We start from the raw sequence: 21,738 nt of genomic DNA, 5'->3' as shown, positions 1-21,738 counted from the left end.
ATGACAAATGCCTATCCGATGTTATCTCTTTTCTATATTCTAGGCTGACAAATCGGGCAGTAATGCGTTCCTCGCCCGCCAACAACTGTTTTTTCTAATATCGTGCCACAAGTTACGCACGGCTCTCCTTTTTTCCCATATACATTTAGGAGTTCTTGGAACGAACCAATTTGCCCTTGTGAGTTGATATACGTCCGAATTGTACTTCCGCCACGCTTTACTGCTTCACCTAGCGTGGTAACTGTAGCCTCATAAATTCGCTCAATTTCTTCTACTGTTAAAGACGAAGCTTCTCGTTCCGGATGAATTTGAGAACGGAATAAAACTTCATCTACATATATGTTTCCAAGCCCTACTAAAAGACGCTGGTCCAGTAGCACAACTTTTATTTTACGATTTGTCTTTTGCAATCTTTCTTGCAAATACTGCGGTGTCATTTCAGCATCAAATGGCTCCGGACCTAAGTCAGCAAGAGGCATTTGGTTCATTTCTTCACCTTTCTTAAAGAGATGCATCGTACCAAACTTTCTCACATCTTTATAATGTAATTCCGTTCCATCTGTAAATAAGAAACGGACGTGCGTATGTTTATCAATTGGCTCATCCTCTTGATGTAGTAAAAACTTACCTTCCATACGCAAATGTGAAACAATGACATAATTCGTTACATATAAAAGCAAAAACTTTCCTCTTCGCTTTATATTTTCAATCTTCTCGCCTTTTAGCGTTTCTTTAAAGATTTCTGCATCATCCGGTCTTTTCACTATTTTTGGATAAGTAACAATAACATCTTCAATCGTTTTTCCTGTTACAAGATTTTCAAGTGTCCGTCTGACGTTTTCAACCTCTGGTAATTCAGGCATTTCATCACTTCCTTATTTTGCGTCGTACCAAGTTGGACCGTAAGAATAATCAACTTTCAGCGGAACTGCAAGTTCAATTGCATGTTCCATTACTTCAGGTACAAGCTGCTCTAATTTTTGAATCTCTTCTTTTGGTGCTTCAAATATTAATTCATCGTGTACTTGCAGAAGAAGACGCGCTTGTAATCCTTCTTCTTCTAAACGATCTGCCATAATAATCATCGCTTTTTTAATAATATCTGCTGCAGTACCTTGAATTGGTGTATTCATCGCTGTACGTTCAGCGAAGCTACGCAAGTTGAAATTACGACTCGTAATTTCTGGAATATAACGGCGACGATTTAATAATGTAGCCACATATCCTTTTTGTTTCGCATCTTTTACGATGTCCTCCATGTATTCTTGTACACCAGGGAAACTTTCTAAATACTTTTCAATAAATTCCGCTGCTGCTTTTCTTGTAATTCCTAAGTTTTGCGAAAGACCATAATCACTAATACCATACACAATTCCGAAGTTAACAGCTTTCGCTTGTCGTCTCATATTTGAAGTTACTTCATCTTTTTCAACGCCAAATACATCCATAGCTGTTTTCGTATGAATATCCATGTCATGTTGGAACGCTTCAACTAGCCCTTTATCATTTGCAATATGAGCTAATACACGCAGTTCGATTTGTGAATAATCAGCTGCATACATAATCCATCCTTCTTCTGATGGAACAAATGCCTGACGAATCTTTCTTCCTTCTTCTAATCGAATCGGGATATTTTGCAAGTTCGGATCCGTTGAACTTAATCGACCTGTTTGCGTTAACACTTGATTAAAGCGCGTATGAATTTTAGATGAATCTTCATGTACAACTTTCAGTAAACCTTCAATGTAAGTTGAATTTAGCTTCCCTAATTGACGATAATGTAAAATATTTGGAATAATTTCATGGTGATTCATAAGCTTATCTAGTACATCAGCTGACGTAGAATAGCCTGTTTTCGTCTTTTTAATAACCGGTAAGTTTAAGTTCTCAAACAAAATAACACCAAGCTGTTTCGGTGAATTAATATTAAATTCTGTTCCCGCAAGCTTATAAATTTCCTGTTCCATTTCCTTTAATCTACCCGCAAGTTCTTCCCCCATATTACGAAGACGATCTGTATCAACTTTTACACCCTTTACTTCCATATCAGCTAATACACGTGCAAGCGGCAATTCTAACTCTGTAAACAGTTCATATTGCTCATTCTTCTTTAACTCTTCCACAAATGTTTGCTTTATATCATATAATACATGCACTTTACGAGCCACATGCTCCGCTACTACCTCTAACTCTGGAACAGCACGCTTCGCACCTTTTCCGTAAACTTCTTCATCTGATTTCACAGCATGCGTTTCTTTCATTTTCGCTACAGTACGGAAATCTTTATCTGTATCAGCCGGGTCAAGTAAATAAGCAGCGATTAATAGATCGAAGTCAATCCCTTGCATATCTATCCCATTCCATTTCAGTGCAACGATTGCACGCTTCGCATCAAATGTATGCTTTCTCATTTCTCCATCTGCAAGCCACTCTTTAAAAGCATCTGACTTAAGAGCAATGTCTGTCTGAATAAAGTAACATCCATTTTCATTTTGAATACCGAAACCTTGAATGTCTGCTTTATGATAATTATCTTCTTGTACTTCAACGATAAGCGCACTATCTTGCTGAAGCATTTCTTCTGTAACTTCTTCCACAATATCAAATGTAATATCATCTAATTCAGCTGGAGCTGTTTCTTCTGGCGTAACGCCTAATTTATTTAAAAGAGATGTAAATCCTAAACTCTCGAACATTGGAATGACATCACTTGCTTCATATCCTTTATACGCCATATCATCCACATGAACTGTAATCGGCGCATCTGTAATAATAGTTGCAAGATCCTTACTCATAAGAGCTTGTTCTTTATTTTCTTCCAGTTTTTCTTTTAATTTCTTCCCACTTACTTGATCTATATTTTCATACACCGCTTCAACCGTTCCAAACTGTGTTAACAATTTAATTGCCGTTTTTTCACCAACTCCTGGTACACCCGGTATATTATCTGACTGGTCTCCCATTAAACCTTTCATATCGATAATTTGCTTTGGTGATAAGCTGTATTTTTCAAATAAAGCTTCTTTCGTATATTCATCCACTTCTGTAATCCCTTTTCGCGGAATACATACAAGCGTGTTATCAGAAACGAGTTGAAGTAAATCTTTATCTCCTGAAATAACTTTTACACTTGCCCCTTGCTCACTCGCTTCTTTCGCTAACGTTCCCATGATGTCATCCGCTTCATAATTTTCTAATTCATAACGCGGTACATTGAACGCATCCAGCATCTCACGAATAAACGGGAACTGCTCTGATAATTCAGGTGGAGTCTTTTGACGTCCTCCTTTATACTCACTATACGTTTTATGACGGAACGTTGTTTTGCCTGCATCAAATGCCACTAACATATGAGTTGGCTTTTCTTCCTCTAATATTCTCATTAACATCATTGTAAAACCGTAAATTGCGTTCGTATGTATACCTTTGTCGTTATTTAAAAGCGGTAGTGCAAAGAAAGCACGATACGCGATATTATTACCATCTACTAATACGACTTTTTTTTCCAAAATTGAAACCTCCCCATACAAATTTGAAATGATTTTTTTCACAGAAAAAAACCGTTCCTTTCCTCTCTCTATATTAACATGACTAATAGAGAGAAGAAAAATAACGGCTATTTTCTTTCATATATAAAACAGACTTATATTGGCATAAAGGGAAGTGACGAGAACAGCTTAACTATTCTCGTCCAAAATTACTCCTTGGATGAAGGGGTTTTCATGTATTATATTAACAGAGCTTTATTAATATTTAATTAAGCCATTGTTAATATATTGTAAACATCCTTCATCCTATTTTTCAGTTGCTGATTTCGGTAAAACAACTGTAAACGTTGTCCCTTCTCCAACTTCACTATCTACTGTAATCGTACCTTGATGCGCCTCAACTAAATGCTTTACGATCGACAATCCAAGGCCGGTACCACCAGTATTTCTACTTCTTGCTTTATCCACCCGGTAGAAACGTTCAAAAATACGCGGAATTTCCTCTTTACTAATACCAATTCCAGTATCCGATACTTTTATATAAGCATTATATTTATCTTCCGCTAACTCTACTGAAACAACGCCTCCAGCCGGTGTATATACGATTGCGTTATTAATTAAATTAATAAAGATTTGTTTCAAACGACTTGGATCTCCAATAACAGAGGCTCGTTTTAATACATTCACTTGTAAAGAGATTTCTTTCTCTCCCGCTTTATTATCAAGCACCATATGAATATCTTCAAGCAGCCCCTTCATGTCAACAGTTCCCATATTTAATTTAAATCCTTGTTGTTCGATCTTTGACAAATCTAATAAATCTTCTATTAATCCTTGCATGCGCTCACTTTCTTTTAAAATAATGTGCAAGAAATGTTCGCAGAATTTTTTATTATCCATCGCTCCGTCTAAGAGTGTTTCTGAAAAACCTTTAATAGAAGTAATCGGTGTCTTTAATTCATGAGAAACATTCGCTAAAAAGTCTTTTCTCATTTGTTCTAATTTCTTTAACTCTGTTATATCATGGAATACGAGAACAATCCCTTTCCATTCATGGTTTGTCCCGATAATAGGCGCTCCATATACTTCGAAATGCTTCCGTTCAATTCCAAGTGGCAATAACATTTGTTTACGCACTTTCACTTCTGTCATAAAGATTTCTTCTACAAGCTCAATAATTTCTGTATGATGAAACGATTCATAATATAAGCGATCTAAATATTCTTCATCTGTTACGTGGAAGGTTTCCTTATAAGAGCGGTTTACAAGGTTTATATATCCTCGGCTATCAATTAAAATCATTCCGCTTCCCATATTTTCAATTAACGTATGCAGACGATCTTGCTGCATTTCTTGTTCAAGTGTCATCTCTTGTAAATTTCGAGCTAAAATATTAATCGCTTTACTCAGCATTCCTGTTTCATCCGAATGACTTTCGTATGCACGTGCTTTATAATTACCCTTTGCCAATTCAATTGCAACTTTCGTAACCGATTCAATTGGCCTAATATATTGCCCTGTAATTTTCATACCTAAAAATACAACTACGAGACAAGCAATGACAAATCCGATAATTAATAATCCCCACGTTTTTTGGTGAACATCTTTCAAAGGCTCAATTGTGCTTTTCACCAAAATGTATCCTTGTTTTCCTTCTACATCTTGAACGAACACCGCATGATAAAATTCATTCTTTCGATCCGTTTCTTTCGTAATCACTTTACTTCGTTGTTTTGCCACTTCCGAAGAAAGTTCTTTAATCGTCTCTGGACTAAATGTCAATTCTTGTCCTTTTCTATATTGAACTTTCTTTTTTTCATCCAAAAATACGATAGAAGCTGGTATTTTTTCTTCTATCTTTTCAAATACGTATGGATTCTTTAAGACATTATCAAAACCTTGCTCTTCTGCTAACGTCGCAACATACTCCGTCTCTTTTACCATTCTCTCTTTAGCATGATCTATATAGTAGTTTTCAAACACAGTTTCTAGTAATAAACCTAGTCCAACTAAAATAAATACAATAAGAGAAACAAATGTAAAAAGAAGCCTGGAACGAAATTTATTCATTCCCTTTTGGCTCCTCTAATTTATATCCTAAACCACGTATCGTTTTAATGTACGTCGGTTTTTTCGTATTTTGTTCAATTTTATCGCGCAAATGGCTAATATGAACATCAACAATTCGTGTATCACCAGCAAAATCGTAATTCCATACAGCACTTAATAATTGATCACGTGTCAACACGCGACTTTTATTTTTCGCAAGATACACAAGTAGTTCAAATTCTTTTGGTGTTAATTCAAGCTTTCTTCCTTGGAAATAAGCCTCATAAAACTCCGGTAAAATTTTAAGTTCTGCAATTGTGATGCTATCTTCATCTGGCGCTTCTGCAACTTGTTCTTCTTGTTGTAATTTCGTACGGCGCAAAATCGCCTTCACACGAGCAACAACTTCTCTTGGACTAAATGGCTTCGTCATATAATCATCTGCCCCAAGTTCAAGGCCTAGCACCTTATCAAACTCATCATCTTTTGCCGTTAACATTAAAATCGGCGTCATAACGCGCTGCAATCGTAATTCTTTACACACTTCCATACCATCCATTTTCGGAAGCATTAAATCTAATATAATTAAATCTGGGCGTTCTGTTGTCGCTTTTTGAAGCGCCATTTCTCCATCCATCGCTGTTATAACTTCAAACCCAGCTTGTTGTAAATTAAATTCAATTAAAGTTAAGATAAATTCCTCATCATCAACTACTAAAATACGATTGTTCATTCTTTTCCTCCAAGTTATAGACTTGAAACCTTCTTCATCCTAGTATTTTCCCCGTTATTCTCATCATACTAGAAAATAAGGTCCCTCTCAATATAATTGTCTATTCATGGAGATCGTTTGTGTAGAATTGAGAAAATAGACGTAATTACGCTTCACCTGCAACTACACAGGATTTTGCCAAACTTTATAGATTGCTCTCTCTTCTTTAAAGCTCACTTCCGTATGAACTATAAAATCTTGATTTTGTGCTATAAAAAACGAAAGAGCATACCCTATTTTATAATCTGGTGTTTCATATCCATCAAATACTCTCCCGTACATTTCATTCGCAACCCCGTCTGCCCACACTTCAGCTTCTCTTACCGTTTCAAAGATCACACCTTCTCTTTTCCACCTCATCTTAAAGAATCACTCCTTCCATTGACTTAAATTATTAAATTATAATATAGTGAATATTGTTAATTTGATAATTCGAATATAAAAGATAAGGAGTTTCTATTATGCGACTATTACTACCTATTTTAACTTTAGTAGTAACATGTTTCCTTACTTTTAACGTACCGAGCTGGGATACGATTAAAACGGGGTGCTCAGAATTTGCTGAAGGGTTCAAAGAAGGATTCTTCAACTAAAAATAGCGCTATCATCCTTATTAAAGGTATGCTAGCGCTATTCATACTTTCATCTTTTAAAAATTATCTAATGCTTTTTCCATAATAGAGACTGATTTAAAAGGTGGCGTTACTGTTAATGAACCTTTCACAACAGTTTCTCCTTTTTCATCATGAGCAGATACAAGCATATCAATTGTATGTTCCTCCTCAGAAACAGCCACAACTTCAAAGTGGATTTGTAACGTTTCATAATGGTGAACATGTTTCACGAATGTAAGGTCCTTTCTCGTAATATGACTTCCTGGACCCGGTAAATATTTCGTAACCGCCGTTGTAATCATTCCCGTTAGCATAATGCTTGGTACAATCGGCTTTTCATACGGAGTTTGGGATGCGTAATCATGCTGAATATATAATGGATTGGCATCATTCGTTAACCCTAAGTACAATAACAAATCTTTATCCTCAATTTTTTCAGTGATAGATAATTTCTCTCCTACTGTAATTTCATCCATTTTACGACCAATTTGAACTTTTTTCTTTAACATGTTACAACCCCCTCCGATTTTTTCACCTTATTATCCTACTAAAAGCGATACCTTATCCGAAATTTACTATGATGAGGGCAATGTATAGTATAAATCTACAGTTTCATTATAGGATATTACAAATGATAGCGTTTTCATATTATTTCAAAAAAACAATTCGGTAAATAGTAGAAAAAGATTCGGAATCCCGAATCTTTTTCACTACTATTCAATTATTAAACAAGAACTTTCATTACGTTACGTACAGATTCTACAGAGCGATCTAACGCTTCTTTTTCATCTGCAAGAAGTTCTAATTCAATAATTTTTTCAATTCCGTTACCACCTAGAATTACTGGTACCCCTAAGTAAAGGTCACTATAACCATACTCACCTTCAAGGTACGCAATAGCTGGTAATACACGGCGTTGATCTTTTAAAATCGCTTCTGTCATTTCAACTAAAGAAGCTGCTGGTGCGTAATATGCACTACCGTTTCCTAATAAGCCTACAATCTCACCGCCACCTTTACGTGTACGTTCTACAATTGCTTCTAAACGCTCTTTCGGAATTAACGTTTCTAACGGAATACCGCCTGCATAAGAATAACGCACAAGAGGTACCATGTCGTCACCGTGTCCACCAAGAACAAATCCTGTAATGTCTTTTACAGAAAGATTTAATTCTTGTGCGATGAATGTACGGAAACGAGCTGTATCTAATACACCCGATTGGCCGATTACACGCTCTTTCGGGAATCCTGCTTCTTTAAATACAGAATATGTCATTGCATCAACTGGATTTGTTAACACAACAATAATTGCATTTGGTGAATGTTTTGCAATGTCGCGCGTAATACTTTTCATAATTTTAGAGTTTGTTGCTACTAAGTCATCACGGCTCATACCAGGCTTACGTGCAATACCTGCTGTAATAACGACAACGTCAGAATCAGCAGTATCTGCGTAATCAGATGTTCCAATAATGTTAGCATCAAAACCTTGTACTGGGCTCGCTTCTAACATATCTAACGCTTTCCCTTTTGTTGGATTTTCCAGTTGTGGAATGTCCACTAATACAACATCTGCAAGTTCTTTTTGTGCTAATAAGAATGCCGTTGTTGCTCCTGTAAATCCCGCACCGATGACTGAAACCTTCTTGCGTTTGATTGTCATAATTTACCCCCCGCTTTAATTATGCGTTTTTGATTATCGCTACATCCATGTTTTTAATAAGTTCATTAGCGAACTCAGAACATTTCACTTCTGTTGCACCTTCCATTAAGCGTGCGAAATCATAAGTTACTACTTTTGAAGCAATTGTTTTCTCAACAGAAGCAGTTACTAATTTCGCAGCTTCGTTCCATCCTAAGTGTTCTAATAATAATACACCAGAAAGAAGAACAGAAGATGGGTTTACTTTATCTAAACCTGCATATTTTGGAGCTGTACCGTGTGTAGCTTCAAAGATAGCATGTCCAGTCACATAGTTAATGTTTGCACCAGGTGCAATACCAATTCCACCTACTTGTGCAGCAAGTGCATCAGAGATATAGTCACCATTTAAGTTCATTGTTGCAACAACATCGAACTCACGTGGACGAGTTAAAATTTGTTGTAAGAAGATGTCTGCAATAGAATCTTTTACGATGATTTTTCCAGCCACTTCAGCGTCTGCCATCGCTTTATTCGCTGCATCTTTACCATCTTTTTCAACAATACGATCGTATTCAGCCCAAGTAAATACTTTGTCGCCGAATTCTTGTTCCGCTACTTCGTAACCCCAGTTTTTGAAAGCACCTTCTGTAAATTTCATAATGTTTCCTTTATGAACTAATGTAACAGAAGAGCGTTTTTCGTTAATTGCATATTGAATTGCAGCACGAACAAGACGCTTTGTCCCTTCTTCTGAAATCGGCTTAATACCAATACCAGATGTTTCTGGGAAGCGGATTTTATTAACACCCATTGCTTCTTTTAAGAAAGCAAGAACTTTTTCTGCTTCTGGAGATCCTTGTGCATATTCAATTCCAGCATAAATGTCTTCTGTATTTTCACGGAAAATAACCATATCAGTATCTTCCGGACGTTTTACAGGTGAAGGAACACCTTCAAAATAACGAACTGGACGTAGACATACATATAAATCTAATTCTTGACGAAGTGCTACGTTTAGAGAACGAATACCACCGCCAACTGGAGTTGTAAGTGGACCTTTAATCGCGATTAAATATTCACGAATTAAGTTTAAAGTTTCTTCTGGTAACCACTCGCCTGTTTGGTTGAATGCTTTTTCCCCTGCAAGCACTTCTTTCCAAACGATTTTCTTCTCACCATCATAAGCTTTTTCAACTGCTGCTTCTAGTACGCGAGATGCAGCTGCCCAAATATCAGGACCAATTCCATCTCCCTCGATAAATGGAATAATCGGATTGTTTGGTACATTCATAACACCATTAGTTACAGTAATTTTTTCACCTGTCGTCAATGTGATAACCCCCATGTTTGAAATTTCATATGTATGAAACTGAGGGAATAACCCCTCAGCTCAAACCGTTAGTCAAATTAAAATATTCTAATCATTACATCTTTCCGAAAAAATCAGACTTTTGAAAGCGTATTTTCACTATCAAAATAGTGTTATTCGCTTATCGTTGTGCAATTGGAACATACAATTGATGCGTCGGTCCATTATAATCAGCACGCGGACGAATTAAACGGTTGTTTTCATATTGTTCTAGAATATGAGCTAACCAGCCTGACATACGGCTAATTGCAAAAATAGGTGTAAATAAGTCATGGTCAATTCCTAAACAATGGTATACAGAAGCTGAATAGAAATCAACATTTGGTGGAAGACCTTTTTCTTTTGTTACAATGTCTTCAATTTTGATAGACATATTATACCATTTCTCTTCTCCTAAAAGCACGCATAATCTCTTAGACATTTCACGTAAGTGTTTTGCACGTGGATCACCCTGCTCATACACACGGTGGCCAAAGCCCATGATTTTCACTTTATTTTGAAGAGCATTATGAATATATGACTCTACATTTTCTTCTTCACCAATCTCAGTTAACATCTTCATTACATTTTCATTTGCCCCACCGTGAAGAGGACCTTTTAATGCACCGATTGCTGCTGTAATACCAGAATATACATCTGAAAGTGTAGCTACGCAAACACGTGCAGTAAATGTAGAAGCGTTTAACTCATGATCTGCATGAAGTACAAGCGCCTTATCAAAAGCTTCAATTTCAACTTCATTTGGCTCGCGATCATTTAACATGTACAAGAAGTTTGCAGCTAATGATAAATCCTTTCTTGGCTCAACAATATCTAAACCTTTACGGATTCTCGCGTAAGCAGCAACTATAGTTCCCACTTGAGCCTGTAATTTAACCGCTTTCAAATAATTAGACTTTTCATCCATAATTTCAGCGCTCTCATCGTATAATGATAGCATGGAAATTGCAGTTCGTAAAACAGACATCGGATGTGCAACTTTTAAATCTACTTGTTTTAAATATGTTAAAATCTCACCTGGAACTTTATAGTATTCAGATACAATTTCATTAAATTCCGCTAGTTCTTTTTCATTAGGAAGCTTGCGGTGCCATAATAAGTACACTACTTCTTCAAACGTAGCATTCTCAGCTAAATCATCAATATTATACCCAACATAAGTTAATGTATCATCAATAATAGAGCTCACAGATGATGTTGTTGCTACTACCCCTTCTAAACCTCGAATAACAGTCATGACATTCTCTCCTTTTCCTGAAAATTCTCCCAACCTTGCTCCTTATATCTATTTGCTCCCCCTATGAATTATGAACGCCCGTTCACTCTTTAGGCAAGCAAAATGCACGATCATGCAAATTTGTTGCGATGTTCCCCTCTTATTGTCCATTGCCTACATGGAAAGCATGAGCGTGAATGTCTCCCCGAATCCTCACGCTCAAAACAACAAGTTAGTGAGGAAAATACATTCCGAAGAGTTTTATGATAAAAACAACATAAAACAATATCATTATAAAATTGTTTTATGTTGTTTTTATTTTATCTGGTGTAAAGTCTCTGCTGTTATGTAACTTTTCAAAGTTTCTAATCCTATTATAAACAATTATCTGACTTTTGTGAACAGAAAGAATTCAGAAATTTTATATTACTATAAAATTCCTTATTTAAACATTTGTATAATACTCATAACCGCATAGGCAATTCCAGCCCCAATTAACGGACCAACAGCAACCCCATTAAATAGCGCAACCGCTATAATTGTCCCAAAAACAAGCGCAGTTGTAATGTGAGGATCCGTTGTCAACAATTGTACGCCGCCTTTCGCTAACAAAGCGACCGCTACACCTGAAGCTAAAGCAATCCACGCATAATAAGATTTCGCCGCTTCTCCAAGTTGTTTAAAACCTATTTCCCCCGTCGCAATCGGTACGAGCACCGCTATTGTAATGACCGTTACACCTAGATTAATTCCTTTCGTTTGTAAATAAGGAAAGACCTTATCTCCTAAAAATGTAAACTTCAATAAAAATAACACACCAATAGCTACAGTAAGCGATTGGTTTTTAGCAATAAGTCCGATAATAAGTAGTATGAATAAAAATAACGTTGACTGACTAATCATGTTTGCACTTCCTTTCTGAAAATAATGAACTCATTTCCAAACAAAAATACCTTTAAACCTATCGTTATACATGCTATATCGATGCCTATTCAACATGAATCACTTCATTTTTTATGTATTTTAAAATGACAAACTGAGACTTTCACCATCAAAATTTAAGCATGTATACATTTTTAAAAACGGGCGTCTCTTCTTTCTTTTCTAATTAGAAACAGGTAAAATAAAAAGAAGAGAAAATGAAGTTTTTACCATATAGTAGAAGCATCAACACCAAGCTTTCACAGTCACTCACATACTGAAAAAGCAGGAAAAATCCATCATTCCACTATAACATAAAGTGAAACTTTAATCAGTGGGGCATTTTCCACTGATTATTAGTTGAACCAATCGGGCTTTTACGGGCAGTTTATCGCCATCTAACTCCTTTGATCCAGCCGCACTTTTGATAGGAGCTTTACTGCCCGTTAATGCGGGGTAAAGTGAAACTTTAATCAGTGGGGCACACTCGTTATAAGTTGAACGAATTAGGATAATCCAAATCGGAATGGGAGGTATACATCTTTGAACCGAAACTTACTATATATGATATTACGACTCATATTTGTCATTGTAGCAACGGTAGCTGGGTTCTATGTATTACTATACATATCAGGGCTTATCTATCCTTTTATTATCGCTTTTGCATTTGCTTATTTGATTAATCCTGTCGTCAATTTCCTTAATCAAAAACTACAATTTCCTCGCGCACTAGCAGTACTCGTTAGCTTAATTCTCGTATTTGGAGCTATCGTTGGACTTGTTACATATCTTGTGACTGAAGCAATATCTGCCACAACATACTTACTACAACTTGTTACAGTAAAGTTTCCAGATATCGTTACATTCGCTCAGCAATTTGCACTTAATCATATTATGCCTCTCTACGATGATTTAATCTCTAAATTTAATCATCTTGGAGAACCACAGCGCTATACAATTACACAAAACATTCAAAACTTAGGAACAGAAGCGACAACACAAATGAAAGAACTTTTAACCACCATTATAAGCGGGTTAACGAATTTCATTAGTGCACTGCCAACAACTTTAACTGTCCTTGTATTCATTTTATTAGCCACTTTCTTCATTAGTTACGATTGGCACCGTCTTGCTCAGAAAGCAAGAAAATTGCTACCGAATCGTGTACATGGCTATGGAAAAACTATTTTTGTCGACTTAAGAAAAGCTTTGTTTGGTTTTGTGAAAGCACAACTTACACTCGTATCTATGACAACTGTCATTGTACTAATCGGGCTTTTAATATTACGCGTACCATACGCCATTACTATCGCGATTATTACAGGGGTTGTAGATTTACTACCATATTTAGGAACAGGCGCAGTCTTTGTTCCATGGGTTATATACGTATTTTTCACTGGCGATACCGCATTCGCCATTGGTCTTCTCATTTTATACATCGTCGTGATTGTCCAAAGACAAATTATGGAGCCGAAAGTACTTTCATCTAACATCGGTCTCGATCCATTAGCAACACTCGTCGCTCTATTTGTCGGCTTTAAACTTTTTGGCTTTTTAGGGTTAATCATCGGTCCAGTCACCTTAGTACTACTTAATACATTACACAAAGCTAATGTCTTCCATGACTTGTGGAAATATATTAAAGGTTCACCTTCAAAATAATAGTTTCTAATTCATACACAACAAAAAACTTACATGTAATCAGTGGGAATTTCCCACTGATTATTCCTTGTACTTATTTTTCATACTCATTACATAAAACAAGAGAATTGCACTCAAAAAAGATAATTCTCTTGTTTTTTTGCATAAAAAACGCATATTTCGTGGTGTTTTTACATATTTATTCTATTTATTTTATAATTATTATTTACATTTATTACTTTTTATGTAAATGAATAAATATACAAAACAGCATAAAATAAGACTTCAACTAACAATTTACGCCTTTTTATATGAATTCTTTACACCAATCGTCCCTTTATATACAAAAGCAAAACTTTAATTTAACAGCACTCCCCTCCATCTTATTCATCTAAATAAATAGCACTAAAAAATCACAAGTTTAATCGAAGTACAACAAGAGTTCAAACGAAAATTATATAACAAATATAATAAGCGGACGTTTTGTTCATCCCCACTCATCTTACAAGCAGCCCAGCTTTGAGGTAGAAATCCCCCACAAATAGCGAGGTAAAGCAAAGCTTCAATCAAAAAGTTCTTCTCCTCTTACAAGACAAGAAATAGCACTTAGATTTCTACAATCTAAGTGCTATTTCTGAATGATAATAGTAGAGTTCTTTCTAAATTTCCATTCCATCCACTTCATAACAAGAGGCTTCAATAAAGCTCTCGTAATAGGAATCACGCAGATAAACCCTAGCACATCTGTCACATACCCAGGAAGCACCAAGAGAACGCCTCCTACAAATACAAAAATACCATCTAGTACTGCCTCACCTGGCATTTCCCCTCTATTCAACTTAGATTGAATCTCTCTAAGCACTTTAAACCCTTGTCTTTTCGCCAAATACACACCTACAACACCTGTAAATACAATCATAGCGAACGTAGACCATAAACCTATTACATGGCTTGATCCAATTAAGACCGTAATCTCAATCGCCGGTATTAAAATAAACAAGAATAGTAACCACTTCATAGTTCTACACCTCTCTCACAACTCACTTTTAATGCCCTCACAACGCCTACATACATCATATGAAATATAGATACCCTTTCATATTAAAACCCATAACAAACAGCTTTTAAAAGCAATCCTAGGCGCTTTAAGCTAATTCTATCTCGTTTTTGTGTAAAAAAAAGAGAAGGACTCCGATCCTTCTCTCTGTATTACTTATAGCACTTCCGCATGTCCATTATAAACAATTCCGCGTGCTGCATCAACTGTTACTTCTTGGCCATTTTTTAAAGTTGCTGTTACGCCGTTTACACCAACGATAACAGGAATACCGATTGATACGCCTACAACAGCTGCATGGCTTGTTAAGCCACCTTCTTCTACAACTAAAGCCGCAGCTTTTTCGATGGCAGGAATCATATCTTTATCAGTGCTTGTTGTAACAAGGATATCACCTTCGTTTACGTTCGCTACAGCTTCAGCAGCTGTTTTTGCTACAACCACTTTACCTTTTGCAGCTTTACGACCGATTCCTTGTCCTTTAGCAATTTCTTCACCAACAACGTGGATTTTCATTAAGTTTGTTGTACCAGTTTCAGCAACTGGTACACCAGCAGTAATCACTACAGTATCTCCAAGTCCGATTAGACCTGCATCCATACCTGTTTGAATTGCTGTATCTAACATTTCGTCAGTTGAAGCCGCGCGCTCCTCAGCCATAAATGCTTGTACACCCCAAACAAGTGCAAGACGACGTCCTACTTGCTCGTCAGATGTTACAGCTACGATTGGAGATTTTGGACGGTATTTAGAGATCATTTTTGCAGTATATCCACTTTCTGTTGGAGCTACGATTGCAGCTACATCAAGAGCAAGTGCTGTATGCGCAACAGATTGGCTAATTGCATCTGTAATTGTTGGAGTGAACTCTTTAATACGTTTTTTGAACATATCTTCATATTGTAATGATTTTTCAACACGTACCGCAATGTTAGCCATCATTGTTACTGCTTCTACTGGGTATTGTCCAGCAGCTGTTTCACCTGAAAGCATGATTGCATCTGTACCATCAAAGATTGCGTTAGCTACGTCACTTGCTTCCGCACGAGTTGGACGTGGGTTACGTTGCATAGAATCTAACATTTGCGTTGCAGTAATAACCGGTTTACCTAACACGTTACATTTTTTAATTAGACGTTTTTGTACTAATGGTACTTCTTCTGGTGGAATTTCCACACCCATGTCACCACGAGCTACCATTAAACCGTCAGAAACTTCTAAGATTGAATCGATGTTGTCGATACCTTCTTGGTTTTCGATTTTTGGTACGATTTGGATGTATTGAGCGTTATGCTCTTCTAATAATTCACGGATTTCTAATACGTCAGACGCTTTACGTACGAATGAAGCTGCGATGAAATCAACTTTTTGCTCGATACCGAAGATGATATCTTTTACGTCTTTTTCAGTGATACCAGGAAGCTTAATGCTTACGTTTGGTACGTTAACACCTTTTTTATTTTTTACAGTTCCGCTGTTAAGAACTTTTGTACGGATGTTTCCGTCAGCTTTTTCGATTACTTCTAGTTCGATAAGACCGTCATCGATTAGAATGCGAGAACCTGGGTCTACATCGTCATAAAGACCAGCATAAGATACAGAGAACTTCTCTGCAGTACCTAATACTTGCTCAGTAGAAAGAACTACTTCTGCACCTGTTACAAGCTCAGCTTGTCCGTCTACGAAGTCGTGAGTACGGATTTCTGGACCTTTTGTATCAAGTAAGATACCAACTGTTTTACCAGTTTTCTTTGAAGCTTCACGAATGTTTTTAATACGAGCTCCGTGCTCTTCATGGCTACCATGAGAGAAGTTTAAACGAGCAACGTTCATACCTGCTTCGATTAATTGCTCTAATTTTTCAATACTTTCACTAGCAGGACCTATAGTACATACAATTTTAGTTTTACGCATATTGCACCTCCGAAAATTATGAAACCGTTCCCAAATATCTGACATTACGCCGATTAGATGGATAATTCTTTAGATAATTGATACATATCTTTATCGATTGTATGCTTTTGAGCTAACGCTTCGATAATGTCATGATCAACAAGTTTGTTATCTTGAATACCTACACAACGTCCGCCTTTACCAGCAATCAATAATTCAACTGCTCTTGCGCCAAGACGACTTGCTAATACACGGTCTTGTGCACTTGGCGATCCACCACGTTGTACGTGACCTAATACAGTTACACGAGTATCAAAGTTTGTTGCTTCTTCAATGTGCTTACCGATGTCAATTGCACTTCCAACACCTTCAGCTACAACGATAATACTGTGTTTTTTACCACGTTCACTACCACGCTTCAGACGAGCGATAACATCATCCATGTCATACTCTTCTTCTGGAATTAAGATTGTTTCCGCACCATCAGCTAAACCAGCCCATAATGCAATATCACCAGCATGACGTCCCATTACTTCGATAACATATGTACGTTCATGAGATGTAGCTGTGTCACGAATTTTATCAATTGCATCAATAACAGTGTTTAAAGCTGTATCGAAACCAATTGTGAAGTCTGTTCCAGGGATATCATTGTCGATTGTACCTGGTACACCAACACATGGGAATCCTTGTTCAGTTAATTTTTTAGCGCCTTGGTAAGAACCATCTCCACCAATAACAACAAGTCCTTCGATACCGTGTTTCTTTAATTGCTCGATACCTTTTAGTCGTACTTCTGGATCTTTAAACTCAGGACATCTTGCTGTATATAATTTTGTACCACCGCGGTGGATAATATCGCCAACAGAACCAAGTTCTAATTTTTCAATGTGACCAGAAATTAATCCAGCGTATCCATGGTAAATACCATATACTTCAATATCATGGAAAATCGCTTTACGAACAACTGCACGAATGGCAGCATTCATACCAGGTGAATCTCCACCACTTGTTAATACACCAATACGTTTCATTTGTACTCACCTCATAAAGATTATTTGCCTTATAATAAAATAACACGAAAAAATATAAAAATACAATGGAGAAGATGTGTCTTTTCATAATAAAAACGTGCATTCGCGAAGTGGAACGCACGCTTTTCTTATTTTATCCAAATGGAAGCGTTTGAAAACGAAACTTGCCCAATTTTCATATATTTTTCATAACGTTTTTCGATTAATTCATCTTTCGAAATTCCGTTTAATTGTTCAAAAGTTTTCCGAATCATTAAGTCTATATTTTCTGACTGTTTCAAAATATTACGGTGAGCTCCACCTCTTGTTTCTGGAATAATTTCGTCAATTACACCTAATTCTTTCAAATCTGCTGCTGTAATTTTCATTGCCTCTGCAGCTTCCTTTGCTTTTCCTGCATCTTTCCAAAGAATTGCCGCTGCACCCTCTGGTGTAATAACAGAATAAGTGGAATTTTCTAGCATATGAATGTAATCTCCAACTCCAAGGCCTAACGCACCACCACTACCACCTTCGCCGATAACGATGCAAATAACAGGTACCGTTAAACCTGCCATTTCAAATAAATTGCGAGCGATAGCTTCACTTTGACCACGTTCTTCAGCAGCCTTACCAGGATAAGCTCCTTTTGTATCAATAAAACAAATAATAGGACGATTGAACTTTTCCGCCTGCTTCATTAAACGTAATGCTTTTCGATATCCTTCTGGATGAGGCATTCCAAAGTTACGGCGAATATTTTCTTTCGTATCTTTTCCGCGCTGATGCCCAATTACAGTTACAGGCATCCCTTTATATTTCGCAATGCCGCCGACAATCGCTGCATCATCGCCAAATAGACGATCTCCATGACATTCGAAAAAATCAGTAAATAAGTGCTCAATATAATCGAGCGTTGTCGGTCGTTCTGCATGACGAGCAATTTGAACACGGTCCCATACTTTCAGATTGCCGTATATATCTTCCTCTAAATTTTCTAGCTTTTCTTCCAAAATACGAATCTCCTCACTGAAGTCCATCTGGCTGTTTTTCGTATAGTCTTTCAGTTCACGAATCTTATTTCTTAGCTCAACAACTGGTTTTTCAAATTCTAGCTCTGCCATACAGCCATTTCCCCTCCTTGATGAACTTCTAAAATCTTGCGAAGTGATTCTCTCATATCATCACGATGCACCACCGCATCTAATTGACCATGATCTAGTAAGAATTCTGCTGTTTGGAAATCTTCTGGTAGTTTCTCACGCACCGTTTGTTCAATTACACGTCTACCAGCAAATCCGATAAGTGCACCTGGCTCTGCAAGATTATAATCACCAAGTGAAGCGAAACTCGCTGAAACCCCGCCCGTCGTTGGGTGAGTCATAACAGAAATAAATAATCCTCCTGCATTACTATGCTTTTTCAAAGCTACGCTTGTTTTTGCCATTTGCATTAAACTTAATATACCTTCTTGCATACGGGCACCACCCGAAGCAGTAAAGATAATAAATGGAACTTGTAAGTCGTACGCCTTTTCAACCGCACGGGCGATTTTTTCTCCTACCACAGAGCCCATGCTCCCCATTCGAAAACGAGAATCCATTACTGCAACAACAACAAGCATGTCATCAATTGTTCCTTCACCAGTTACAACCGCTTCGTTCAATTCAGTCTTCTTACGATCGCTCTCTAGTTTCTCTTCATAACCTGGAAACTCGAGTGGATTTAATGAAACCATTTCTTTGTCATACTCACGGAATGACCCTTCGTCCAATATACTATCAAGACGTTCCCATGCATTCATAGGATGATGATATCCACAATTCACACATACTTTTAAATTTTTTAGAAGTTCTTTCGTATACATGATTTTTTTACATTCCGGACATTTTGTCATAACGCCATCTGGTACATCTTTTCGTACTTGTTCTGAAGGTATTGCAGCGTACTTTTTCTTTTTCACGAATAAATCTCTTAGCACAATTTGACCCCCTTCGTTGAGAGCTAAGGTTAGCGTAAGAAGAAAATGGGGCTAACACCAAAGTTTGATGTTAGCCTTATCTTCTCAATCTGTCTAATAACCTCACTCTTTACGTTTAACTTTAACCGCTATGCGGTAGAATGTTTGTCATAACGTGTCATGGTCATTTCGACAAATTTTATACATTACGAGTGAAACTGTATATTCTCTACTAATTCATCGTAAATTTTTAGTGCATCATTTTCTTGTTTTTCTTCCAAAGTAGCATAAAGCTTTCTATACATATTGATAGAATCTCTTGAAACTTTACAAGAAAGAGTTGCTACGTAATCATTTACGATCATCCAAATGCGATATAGTAAATAATTATCGACTTGTTCAATAAGGGTTTTAAAGAACGTTTGATGAAGCGTTGGGACTGAGCTTTCATTTCCTTCAAGTACTTGGTGTAATCTACTTAGTACTTTAGAAAACGTTTCTTTCGGTAAATTACATACAATTCGAATCATATCTTTCTCAAGTAATCGTTTCGTTTGTAATAAATCACGAATTGTTTTCTCATCTTGCAATAAGAACGGAGCAATTAATTGTACAAGACCGTTATCATAAAAGTTTCGAATAAACGTCCCTTCACCACGTCTCGTTTCAATCAATCCTACCAGTTCTAAAGCACGCAATGCTTCTCTTACAGAGGAACGTCCTACGTTTAAGCGTGAACTTAACTCACGCTCAGACGGCAAACGATCCCCCGCCACCAATCCATCCTCTTCCATAATGGAACGGATTTTTTTTACAATTTCGAGATATACTTTTGTATTTGATGATGTCAATGGAAATTCCTCGCTTATTCTTTACCAATCAGCGCTAATTGTTTTGTTTTTTCAGCGATCTCATTTGGATCTACTTGACGGCGAGCTACTCCTGTCTCCATTGCTGCTTTTGCAACGTAAGCCGCTACTTGAGGCGCTACACGCGCGTCAAATGGTGCCGGAATGATATAGTCTGCATTTAACTCATCTTCTGCTACAAGCTCAGCAATAGCCTGTACAGCTGCCATCTTCATTTCTTCGTTAATTTGTGTCGCATGTACGTCAAGTGCACCGCGGAAAATACCAGGGAACGCTAGTACATTATTTACTTGGTTCGGGAAGTCAGAACGACCTGTTCCAACAACAGCTGCGCCCGCTGCTTTTGCCAATTCTGGCATAATTTCTGGAACTGGATTCGCCATTGCAAAAATAATCGCATCGTCATTCATTGTACGAACCATCTCTTCTGTTAATGCACCTTCTGCAGATACACCAATGAATACGTCCGCACCTTGTACAACATCAGCTAAAGAACCTTCTATACGATTCTTATTTGTATATTTTGCAACTTCATCCTTCACTGGATTCATACCTGTAGGACGACCATCATAGATTGCGCCTTTACGGTCACACATAATAATGTCGCGTACACCATAGCGATATAAAAGTTTAATAATTGCAATACCTGCTGCACCTGCGCCATTTGCGACAACTTTAATGTCAGACATTTTCTTTCCAACTAATTTCAGTGCATTTACAAGACCTGCTACTGTTACGATAGCTGTTCCGTGTTGATCATCATGGAAGATAGGAATATTTGTTTCTTTTTTCAAACGCTCTTCAATAATGAAGCAGTTTGGTGCTGCGATATCTTCTAAGTTAACGCCGCCAAAAGTTGGCTCCATTAATTTTACAGTTTCAACAATTTTATCTACATCGTTTGTATTTAAGGCAATTGGGAATGCATCTACACCAGCAAAGCTCTTGAATAATACAGCTTTACCTTCCATTACTGGAAGAGATGCTTCAGGTCCAATGTTACCAAGACCAAGTACAGCTGTTCCATCTGTCACAACTGCTACCATATTTCCCTTCATCGTATATTCATATACCTTACTTTTATCGTCATAAATTTCTTTACAAGGTTCTGCAACCCCTGGAGAATATGCAAGACTTAAATCTTTTGCATTTTCTACTTTTACTTTTGATACAGTTTCTAATTTTCCTTGATGCACTTTATGCATGTGAAGTGCTTCTTCACGAAGTGTTG

General features: G+C 37.0%; 19 protein-coding genes. 2 read left to right on the top strand and 17 right to left on the bottom strand.

Annotated features, from left to right (window positions below; all coding sequences use genetic code 11):
* Nucleotides 1-32 precede the first annotated feature (32 nt).
* The 5 genes from mutM to ACTFRH_RS25210 form a co-directional block, all read right to left on the bottom strand.
* Nucleotides 33-863, bottom strand: coding sequence for a DNA-formamidopyrimidine glycosylase (mutM, locus tag ACTFRH_RS25230; protein ID WP_001114495.1), 831 nt, complete (start codon nt 861-863; stop codon nt 33-35).
* 12 nt (nt 864-875) lie between these two features.
* Nucleotides 876-3,509, bottom strand: a complete 2,634-nt coding sequence (gene polA, locus ACTFRH_RS25225; protein ID WP_000412800.1) for a DNA polymerase I — start codon at nt 3,507-3,509, stop codon at nt 876-878.
* Nucleotides 3,510-3,794: 285 nt separating this feature from the next.
* Nucleotides 3,795-5,558: a sensory box histidine kinase PhoR gene (gene phoR / locus ACTFRH_RS25220; protein WP_001032105.1), complete on the bottom strand. Its 1,764-nt coding sequence runs from the start codon at nt 5,556-5,558 to the stop codon at nt 3,795-3,797.
* Nucleotides 5,551-6,270: a two-component system response regulator PhoP gene (gene phoP / locus ACTFRH_RS25215; protein ID WP_001065220.1), complete on the bottom strand. Its 720-nt coding sequence runs from the start codon at nt 6,268-6,270 to the stop codon at nt 5,551-5,553. Before phoP ends, phoR begins: the two co-directional genes overlap by 8 nt.
* 162 nt (nt 6,271-6,432) lie before the next feature.
* Nucleotides 6,433-6,669: a hypothetical protein gene (locus ACTFRH_RS25210; protein WP_001267387.1), complete on the bottom strand. Its 237-nt coding sequence runs from the start codon at nt 6,667-6,669 to the stop codon at nt 6,433-6,435.
* Nucleotides 6,670-6,770: 101 nt separating this feature from the next.
* Between ACTFRH_RS25210 and ACTFRH_RS25205 the strand changes: the two genes are divergently transcribed.
* Nucleotides 6,771-6,902 carry a hypothetical protein gene (locus tag ACTFRH_RS25205; RefSeq protein ID WP_001238014.1) on the top strand — a complete coding sequence of 44 codons (132 nt, stop codon included), beginning with the start codon at nt 6,771-6,773 and terminating at the stop codon, nt 6,900-6,902.
* Between the two features lie 56 nt (nt 6,903-6,958).
* Here ACTFRH_RS25205 and ACTFRH_RS25200 read toward each other — a convergent pair whose 3' ends face one another.
* The 5 genes from ACTFRH_RS25200 to ACTFRH_RS25180 all read right to left on the bottom strand — a co-directional run bounded on the left by ACTFRH_RS25200 (nt 6,959) and on the right by ACTFRH_RS25180 (nt 12,056).
* Nucleotides 6,959-7,432: a MaoC family dehydratase gene (locus ACTFRH_RS25200; protein ID WP_000914180.1), complete on the bottom strand. Its 474-nt coding sequence runs from the start codon at nt 7,430-7,432 to the stop codon at nt 6,959-6,961.
* A gap of 215 nt (nt 7,433-7,647) precedes the next feature.
* Nucleotides 7,648-8,586, bottom strand: a complete 939-nt coding sequence (gene mdh / locus ACTFRH_RS25195) for a malate dehydrogenase (RefSeq protein ID WP_000153232.1) — start codon at nt 8,584-8,586, stop codon at nt 7,648-7,650.
* Between the two features lie 19 nt (nt 8,587-8,605).
* Nucleotides 8,606-9,898, bottom strand: a complete 1,293-nt coding sequence (gene icd, locus ACTFRH_RS25190; RefSeq protein WP_000206898.1) for an NADP-dependent isocitrate dehydrogenase — start codon at nt 9,896-9,898, stop codon at nt 8,606-8,608.
* Nucleotides 9,899-10,058: 160 nt separating this feature from the next.
* On the bottom strand, nt 10,059-11,207 hold the full coding sequence (gene citZ, locus ACTFRH_RS25185) for a citrate synthase (RefSeq protein WP_000503653.1): 1,149 nt from the start codon (nt 11,205-11,207) through the stop codon (nt 10,059-10,061).
* A 387-nt stretch (nt 11,208-11,594) separates the two neighbouring features.
* A complete protein-coding gene (locus ACTFRH_RS25180) occupies nt 11,595-12,056 on the bottom strand; it encodes a DUF441 domain-containing protein (protein WP_000625507.1) in 462 nt (153 codons plus the stop codon).
* Nucleotides 12,057-12,617: 561 nt separating this feature from the next.
* On the opposite strand from ACTFRH_RS25180, the gene ytvI reads away from it, so the two are divergent.
* Nucleotides 12,618-13,736 carry a sporulation integral membrane protein YtvI gene (gene ytvI, locus ACTFRH_RS25175; protein ID WP_001081382.1) on the top strand — a complete coding sequence of 373 codons (1,119 nt, stop codon included), beginning with the start codon at nt 12,618-12,620 and terminating at the stop codon, nt 13,734-13,736.
* 607 nt (nt 13,737-14,343) lie between these two features.
* Here ytvI and ACTFRH_RS25170 read toward each other — a convergent pair.
* From ACTFRH_RS25170 to ACTFRH_RS25140, 7 genes are all read right to left on the bottom strand, one after another.
* Nucleotides 14,344-14,733 carry an FxsA family protein gene (locus ACTFRH_RS25170; protein ID WP_000871639.1) on the bottom strand — a complete coding sequence of 130 codons (390 nt, stop codon included), beginning with the start codon at nt 14,731-14,733 and terminating at the stop codon, nt 14,344-14,346.
* Nucleotides 14,734-14,928: 195 nt separating this feature from the next.
* The gene (gene pyk, locus ACTFRH_RS25165; protein WP_001232670.1) at nt 14,929-16,686 is read right to left on the bottom strand and encodes a pyruvate kinase; all 1,758 of its coding nucleotides are present in this window, start codon (nt 16,684-16,686) and stop codon (nt 14,929-14,931) included.
* Between the two features lie 53 nt (nt 16,687-16,739).
* The gene (pfkA, locus tag ACTFRH_RS25160; RefSeq protein WP_000821157.1) at nt 16,740-17,699 is read right to left on the bottom strand and encodes a 6-phosphofructokinase; all 960 of its coding nucleotides are present in this window, start codon (nt 17,697-17,699) and stop codon (nt 16,740-16,742) included.
* A 128-nt stretch (nt 17,700-17,827) separates the two neighbouring features.
* On the bottom strand, nt 17,828-18,802 hold the full coding sequence (gene accA / locus ACTFRH_RS25155; protein ID WP_000818809.1) for an acetyl-CoA carboxylase carboxyl transferase subunit alpha: 975 nt from the start codon (nt 18,800-18,802) through the stop codon (nt 17,828-17,830).
* Nucleotides 18,790-19,659, bottom strand: a complete 870-nt coding sequence (accD, locus tag ACTFRH_RS25150; protein ID WP_000942856.1) for an acetyl-CoA carboxylase, carboxyltransferase subunit beta — start codon at nt 19,657-19,659, stop codon at nt 18,790-18,792. Before accD ends, accA begins: the two co-directional genes overlap by 13 nt.
* Nucleotides 19,660-19,844: 185 nt before the next feature.
* Nucleotides 19,845-20,489: a FadR/GntR family transcriptional regulator gene (locus ACTFRH_RS25145; RefSeq protein WP_000204449.1), complete on the bottom strand. Its 645-nt coding sequence runs from the start codon at nt 20,487-20,489 to the stop codon at nt 19,845-19,847.
* 14 nt (nt 20,490-20,503) lie between these two features.
* Nucleotides 20,504-21,712, bottom strand: coding sequence for an NAD(P)-dependent malic enzyme (locus ACTFRH_RS25140; RefSeq protein ID WP_161508111.1), 1,209 nt, complete (start codon nt 21,710-21,712; stop codon nt 20,504-20,506).
* Nucleotides 21,713-21,738 lie beyond the last annotated feature (26 nt).

The organism is Bacillus cereus group sp. MYBK216-1, assembly GCF_051916495.1.
Taxonomy (GTDB): domain Bacteria; phylum Bacillota; class Bacilli; order Bacillales; family Bacillaceae_G; genus Bacillus_A; species Bacillus_A thuringiensis_K.
Note: the sequence above shows the minus strand (reverse complement) of the source record. Positions and strands in the feature narration are given on the sequence as shown.